Consider the following 6923-nt stretch of genomic DNA (forward strand, 5'->3'; position numbering starts at 1 on the left):
GCTCACTTCAACTAGCTTAGGTTAGCCTTACCTAATATAGCGGATGCCGGGGTCGGTGCAGGATGGAATCTTCCGATCGGCACGACGAGCGGTGAACCGCAGACGGGGTCTGGGATGACGAGGGCGTCGAGCCCGAAGGCGGAGCGGACGACGTCGACGGTCAGGGTCTTCGCGGGCGGCCCGGCGGCGATGATGCCGCCTGAGCGCATCACGAGCATCTCGTCGGCGTACCGGGCCGCGAGGTTGAGGTCGTGGAGGACCATCACGATCGTGGTGCCCCGCGTGCGGTTGAGTTCGAGGAGAAGGTCGAGGACCTCGATCTGGTGGGCGACGTCGAGGAAGCTCGTCGGTTCGTCGAGCAACAGGATGTCGGTGTCCTGGGCGAGGGCCATCGCGATCCAGACCCGCTGGCGCTGGCCGCCGGAGAGCTCCTCGAGCCGGCGCGCGGCGAGGTCCAGGGTTCCGGTGCGCACGAGGGCGTCGGCGACGATGGCGTCGTCCGCGGCCGTGGTGCCGCGGAACCAGCCCTGGTGCGGATGCCGGCCGCGACCGACGAGTTCGCCGACGGTGATGCCCTCCGGCGCGAGCGGCTGTTGCGGCAGGAGGCCGAGCGCGGTCGCGACCCGCTTGCCCGGAATCTTCGTGATGTCGATGCCGTCGAGGAGGACCACGCCGGACTGCGGGGCGAGCAGGCGGGCGAGTCCGCGGAGGAGCGTGGACTTGCCCGAGGCGTTCGCGCCGACGATGACCGTGATGCGTCCGACGGCGATCTCGAGGTCGAGGTCGGTGACGATCGGGACGCCGTCGTAGCCGAGGCCGAGGGCGACGGTGCGCAGCTCATGGTGCGTGCGGTCGGCGCGGTCAACTGGGTCGACGGATGCTGCGTCCGTCCGAGCTTCCGGCCCTGAACCAATTCGACGGAGTTTTTGCCCGAAACGTCCGTGAGAGGGCCGTTTCGGGCCAAAAAGCCGAAAAACTCCGTCGAATCGGTTAGGCCGCGGGTCGGGAGTGTGCGGTTCTGGCTGGGTCATCGGGTTCCTTCGGTGCTGTCGCGCGAGCTGCCGCTGCCGCCCGCGGCTCCGGTCGCGAGCAGCCAGAGCAGGTAGGGTGCCCCGATGGCGCCGGTGACGACCCCGGCCGGGAGCTGGAGTCCGCCCGGGAGCAGGTGCTGGGCGGCGAAGTCGGCGCCACTGACGATCAGGGCGCCGACCAGGGCCGACGGCACGAGGCCGAGCCCGCCGGTGCCGACGAGGCGTCGGGCGATCGGCGCGGACACGAACGCGACGAACGCGAGCGGGCCGACCATGGCCGTCGCGAGCGCGGCGAGGGCGACGGCGACGGCGAGGAGTCCGAGCCGGTTGCGCTCGGCGCCGACCCCGAGGCTCGTAGCCAGGTCGTCGCCGAGTTGCAGCGCGCGGAGACGCGGCGCGAGCATCCGCACGATGGGCAGGAGCACGGCGAGCCCGATCGCGACGACGGCGATCTCTGGCCACGCGGCACCGCTCACGCTGCCGACGAGCCAGGTGAGGGTGTCCTGGGCGTCGCGAAGCTCGGCACGGCTGAGCAGGTAGCCGAGCAGGCCCTGCACCATGAACGCGACGCCGACGCCGATCAGCACGAAGCGGTAGCCGGCGACGCCGCTCGTACCTCCGCCACGGCCGCGCCAGGCGAGCAGGTAGATGATGGTCGCGACGAGGATCGCACCGCCGAAGGCCGCGAAGGCGGTGGCCAGGCTGCCGAAGCCGAGCACGAGCATCCCGAGCACCGCGGCGGCGCTCGCCCCGCCGGTGACGCCGACGATGTCGGGGCTCGCGAGCGGATTGCGCAGCACAGTCTGGAACAGGGCGCCCGAGAGCGCGAAGGCGATGCCGGTCAGGAGCGCGAGCACGAGCCGGGGCAGGCGCAGGGTCAGCACGATGAAGTTCTCGGCTCCCGTGCCCTGGCCGGCGAGGGTGCGGAGCAGGTCGGGCACCGCGACGGAATAGGAGCCGACGGAGAGGCTCAGCGCGGCGACGACGAGCAGCGCGGCGGCGAGGACGATCGCGATCCGACGCTCCCGGCGGCGTCGCGCGCCCCGCGCCACCGCGAGAGTCGCCGCTTCTGCCGGGACGACCCGGTGCACCGGGGATTCCGGGCGGGAACGGCGACCCTCGGCGAGGCCGGCCGGTGCAGCGTGGGGTGTGCGCGGGGTCACAGTCCGACCGCCTTGGTGCCGCGCACGAGCGCGATCAGCACGGGGGCGCCGAGGAACGCGACGACGAGGCCGGCCTCGACCTCGCCGGGGCGGGCGATCACGCGGCCGATCACGTCGGCGAGCAGGAGCAGGGCCGGGCCGAGCAGCGCGGAGAGGGCGAGGGTCCAGCGGTAGTCGGGGCCGGCGAACCAGCGGGCGAGGTGCGGCACCGCGAGGCCGACGAAGACGATCGGGCCGGCGAGCGCTGTCGCCGAGCCGCAGAGCAGCACGACGGCCACGAAGCAGACGATCCGTGCGGCCACGACGTTCTGGCCGAGGCCGCGGGCGAGGTCGTCTCCGAGGGCGAGCGCGTTGAGCATCCGCCCGGCCGTTGCCGCCAGCACGGCTCCGACGAGGATGAACGGCGCGAGCTGCAGTGCCGTGTCGAGGCCGCGGGCGGAGAGGGAGCCCGCCGACCAGAACCGGTAGCGATCGAAGGTCGCCGGGTCGCTGAGCAGCACGATGGTGATCAGCGAGGTGAGCGCCGCGGTGAGCGCGGTGCCGGCGAGGGTGAGCTTGACGGGCGTCGCTCCCCCGCGTCCGAGCGAACCGATGACGTAGACGACGGATGCCGCGACCGCGGCCCCGACGAAGGCGAACCACACGTAGCCGAGCGCGCTCGTGACCCCGAACAGGGCGATCCCGCCGACGACGAAGAGGGAGGCGCCCGCGTTGACGCCGAGCAGGCCGGGGTCGGCGAGGGGATTGCGGGTGACGCCCTGCATGAGCGCGCCGGCGAGACCGAGAGCGAGGCCCGCGAGCAGGCCGACGACCGTGCGCGGGATGCGCAGGTCGAGCACAACCAGCTGGTCGGTCACGGCGGGATCCGGCCGGAACAGGGCGTCGAGGACGGTGCCGAATGACACGTCCCGCGCGCCGACCACGAGGGAGGCGATGATCACGAGGGCGAGGAGCACGGCCGCGGCGAGGAGCCCCGCCGCCGACCGCCGACCCGAACCGATTCGACGGAGTTTTTCGGGTTTCGGGCCCGAAAGAGCACTCTCCGGTGTGTTTTGGGCAAAAACTCCGTCGAATTGGTTCGGGGCAGGGCGGTTCAGGGCCGGGCTGTTCGCGGCCGGGAGCTCGGAGGGGTGTGCCAGACGGCTCACTGGGGCTCGGCTTTGCCGAGGCGCCAGTAGCCCATGAAGGAGACGCGGCGGCGGTCGACGCCGGTCTCGCTCACGAGGAACCGTCGGAGGCGCTTGATCGCGCCGGCCTCGCCGGCGAGCCAGGCGTAGAAGCCGGCGCCCGGGGGTGTGTCCGGGGTGTCCCACAGGGTGTCGCGGTCGACGTCGATCTCGAGCTCTGCGGCGTTCACGCCGGCCCCGATCGGGACCTCTGGTCCCCGGTGACCGGCGACCCAGGTGCGCACGGCGGCGTCGAGGCGTTCGCCGTGCGGGGCGGCACCGCGCGGAAGCCAGGTGACCGAACACCCGTCCGGGACCCGGACGTCGAGCTGGTCCGCGGCATCCGGCACCTCGAGGAAGGCGTGCGCCGTGCGCCCGGGCTGAAGGGTGTCGAGAATGCCGCAGATCGCGGGGACCGCGGTCTCGTCGCCGGCGAGGAGCAGGTAGGTGGCGTCGCCGGGGCGCCAGTCGAGGCCGAGTCCCGCGTCGCGGCTGCGCGAGTCCGGTCCGACGATGACGACGTGCTCGCCGACCTGGGCCGCGGCGAGCCAGCGCGAGGCCGCGCCGGCGCCGGAACCGGCGGCATCCGCCGGACCGTGGGAGACGAAGTCGACGTCGAGTTCGCGGAGGTGCGGGCGCACCGAGCGCACGGTGTAGCTGCGGAACGGGTTGCGCTCCGCCTCGGGAAGGGCCCGCCAGCGGTCGTACCAGCCCGTTCCGGTCGAGGCAGGGTCATGCTGCTCGTCCGCGCCGAAATCGGCCAGGCCGACGCCGGGGATCGGCAGGACGAGCTTGATCCGCTGGTCGAGTCCGGCCGTGCCGAAGTGCTCGAATTCGGGGCCGGTGAAGGTCACCCGCACGAAATGCGGGCTCAGGCGCCGGATACCCGCGACCGTCGCCCGGTAGGGCCGGTAGCCGGGGCGGGCGTCAGGGAGCAGGTCCTCGCCGGTCACCTCGGTGCTGGGTAAGGTAAGCATTACCTAAGTATTGCATCCCCGGGCTCCGCGTGCCGTGTGAATTCGGTGTGAGCACACCGGTCACGACGACGAGCGGATGCCGCCGCGAGCCGGCTCGGCCGGCTACAGCCCGACGCTGGCCCCGGTGAACCCTGCGGACCCACCGGACCCGCCGCGCGGGCCGTCCCCGGTTTCCACGGGACGGTCCGGGAGGTTGGACCACTGCGACCAGGATCCGGGATACAGGTAGGGGACGAACCCGGCGATCGTGAGCGCGGCGATCTCGTGGGCGGCGGTGACGCCCGATCCGCAGTAGACCCCGATCGGTCGCATCGGCCGCACGCCGAGGGACTCGAACTGCGCGCGGAGCTGGTCGGCGGGCAGGAAGCGGCCGTCGTCGGCGAGGGTATCCGCGGTCGGGGCGCTCACCGCGCCGGGGATGTGGCCGGCGCGCGGGTCGACCGGCTCCGTCTCTCCCCGGTAGCGGGCGCCGGCACGCGCGTCGAGGAGGATGCCGGTGTGCGCGATGGCAGCGGCGGTGTCGGCGTCGATCGTGCCGAGCGAACCGTAGCTGAGGTGTGCGGTGCCGATCGGCGGGTCAGGCTGCTCCCCCGCGACGAGCGGCAAGCCCGCCCTGCGCCAGGCGGCGAGCGCACCGTCGAGCAGGAGCACATTCCGGTGCCCGGCGTGCCGCAACAGCCACCACGCCCGCGCCGCGGACATCAGGCTCAGGTCGTCGTAGACCACCACGGTGTCGTCGTCGTGGATTCCCCAGCGACGCACGGCCGCCTGCAGGTCCTCGATCGCGGGGAGCGGGTGCCGCCCGTCCTCGGGCGCCCCTGGCCGGGCGAGCTCGGTCTCGAGGTCGACGTAGACCGCGCCCGGCAGGTGTCCGGCGGCGTATTCGTCGCGTCCGCTCGGCCCGAGGAGCGCCCACCGGACGTCGAGCACACGGATGTCGTCACGCGTCTCGAGCAGGCTGGCCAGGTCTTCGGCGGAGATCAAAGTGTTCACGAAACCACGGTACCGGGTGTGCGCGGCACGGGCACCCGCATCCGCCGACGCCCTCGGCCAGGGTGCGGGCCACTCACCGCCCGGGACTCGCCCCGCGGCACCGTCGTCGGCACGGAATTGCGTCCCGTACACGTTCGTTGCGAAAACGGCCGCGCGCGCGATGCAATTCGGCGCGGGGTGGCGACGGATTGCGTGGCGGCGGCCCGACTCGTCCCGCACCGGGCCTCGCCCGTAGACTTGAACGAGTGAGCAGCTACTGGACCCTCCTGAAGACGCCCGGGGTTGCCCGTCTGATCGCCGCGCAGCTGACCGCCCGCTTCCCGTTCGGGATGCTCTCGCTCGCGTTCCTGATCCACATCGAGCGCGTCTACGACTCCTACGGCTCCGCCGGCCTCGTGCTCGGTGCGATGAGCATCGGCCAGGCGATCGCAGGTCCCCTCACGAGCCGCCTCATGGGCCGGTGGGGCATGCGCCCGGTCATCATCGCCACGATCGCGATCTGCGCGAGCGCCATCGTCGTGATGGCGCTGCTGGTCCTGCCGATCTGGGGCCTGATGGTGATCGGCCTCGTCGCGGGGTTGACGACACCGCCGATCCAGCCGGCCGTGCGCACGATCTACCCGAAGATCGTCAACTCCCGCCAGCTCACCCCCCTGTTCTCGCTCGACGCATCCGCCCAGGAGATCATCTGGGTGCTCGGACCGGTCATCGCCACGTTCGTCGCGATCCAGATCAGCTCCGTCGCGGGCATCCTGCTCGCCGCCGCGTTCCTGGTCGGCGGCGGCATCTGGTTCGTCGTGCTGCCGGAGGTCGGCCGGGTGCGGATCCCGCGCAGCCGCCGCAAGCTCGGCGCCGTGCTCAAGCGTCCCCCGGTGCTCCTCAGCACCGTCGTCGGCTTCATGCTCGTCGCGGCGTGCTCCGCCGTCGAGGCCGGCGTCGTCGCGGCATTCGGCCACGGCAGCGCGGACTCCGGCTGGGTGCTCGGCATCTTCGCGATCGGCTCGCTCGTGGGCGGCCTCGCGCTCGGCCACGCGCCGATCGGTCCGTGGGCCCTCGCCGGGCGGATGCTGATCGTCACGATCGGCCTGTCCCTCGCGACCCTGGGACTCAGCTTCTGGTGGCTCGCCGCCACCCTGCTCCTCGCGGGCATCGGCATCGCGCCGGCCTTCGCCGTGCTGTTCGGGATCGTCTCCGCGAGCGTCAAGTTCAGTGACACCGCCGAGGCGTACGGCTGGGTCGGTACCGGCCAGCTGATGGGCGCGGCGCTCGGGTCGGCGACGGCCGGCTTCATGATCGACCACAACGGCGCCGGTTCGGCCATCCTCGTCGCCGCCGGTTTCGCGGCGCTCGGCACCCTGATTCCTGCGCTCGGACGCCGCTGGCACCCCGACCTGCGCGGCCGCGACGCCGGCCCGATCCCCGACACCGCGCCGATCCAGATCCAGGTCTCCTAGCCCGCACCGCCCCGCACCGCGCCAGGACCCTCGCGCCGGCGCCCGCCCGCGAGGGGTCGCAAGAGTGCCGGTATGGTGCCGGCAGAGTGCCGCGAGAGTACACTTTTGGCCCTTAAACCCGCGGTTTAAGGGCCAAAAG

The 6923-nt window shown here is 72.4% G+C and carries 6 protein-coding genes; 1 reads left to right on the forward strand and 5 read right to left on the reverse strand.

The window, feature by feature from the left end:
• Window positions 1–11 precede the first annotated feature (11 nt).
• The 5 genes from QN350_RS12830 to QN350_RS12850 all read right to left on the reverse strand — a co-directional run bounded on the left by QN350_RS12830 (window position 12) and on the right by QN350_RS12850 (window position 5330).
• Window positions 12–1031, reverse strand: a complete 1020-nt coding sequence (locus QN350_RS12830) for an ABC transporter ATP-binding protein (protein WP_322137797.1) — start codon at window positions 1029–1031, stop codon at window positions 12–14.
• Window positions 1028–2194: a FecCD family ABC transporter permease gene (locus tag QN350_RS12835; RefSeq protein WP_322137798.1), complete on the reverse strand. Its 1167-nt coding sequence runs from the start codon at window positions 2192–2194 to the stop codon at window positions 1028–1030. Before QN350_RS12835 ends, QN350_RS12830 begins: the two co-directional genes overlap by 4 nt.
• Complete coding sequence (locus QN350_RS12840; protein WP_416173048.1) at window positions 2191–3195, reverse strand: FecCD family ABC transporter permease; 1005 nt, start codon at window positions 3193–3195, stop codon at window positions 2191–2193. The genes QN350_RS12835 and QN350_RS12840 overlap by 4 nt, the downstream gene beginning before the upstream one ends.
• A 143-nt stretch (window positions 3196–3338) precedes the next feature.
• The gene (locus tag QN350_RS12845; RefSeq protein ID WP_322137800.1) at window positions 3339–4337 is read right to left on the reverse strand and encodes a siderophore-interacting protein; all 999 of its coding nucleotides are present in this window, start codon (window positions 4335–4337) and stop codon (window positions 3339–3341) included.
• 102 nt (window positions 4338–4439) lie between these two features.
• Window positions 4440–5330: a sulfurtransferase gene (locus QN350_RS12850; protein ID WP_416173004.1), complete on the reverse strand. Its 891-nt coding sequence runs from the start codon at window positions 5328–5330 to the stop codon at window positions 4440–4442.
• Window positions 5331–5575: 245 nt separating this feature from the next.
• On the opposite strand from QN350_RS12850, the gene QN350_RS12855 reads away from it, so the two are divergent.
• Window positions 5576–6784, forward strand: a complete 1209-nt coding sequence (locus QN350_RS12855) for an MFS transporter (RefSeq protein ID WP_322137801.1) — start codon at window positions 5576–5578, stop codon at window positions 6782–6784.
• The last annotated feature ends 139 nt before the right edge of the window (window positions 6785–6923 follow it).

This window comes from Cryobacterium sp. 10I5, from assembly GCF_035019865.1.
GTDB classification, from domain to species: domain Bacteria; phylum Actinomycetota; class Actinomycetes; order Actinomycetales; family Microbacteriaceae; genus Cryobacterium; species Cryobacterium breve_A.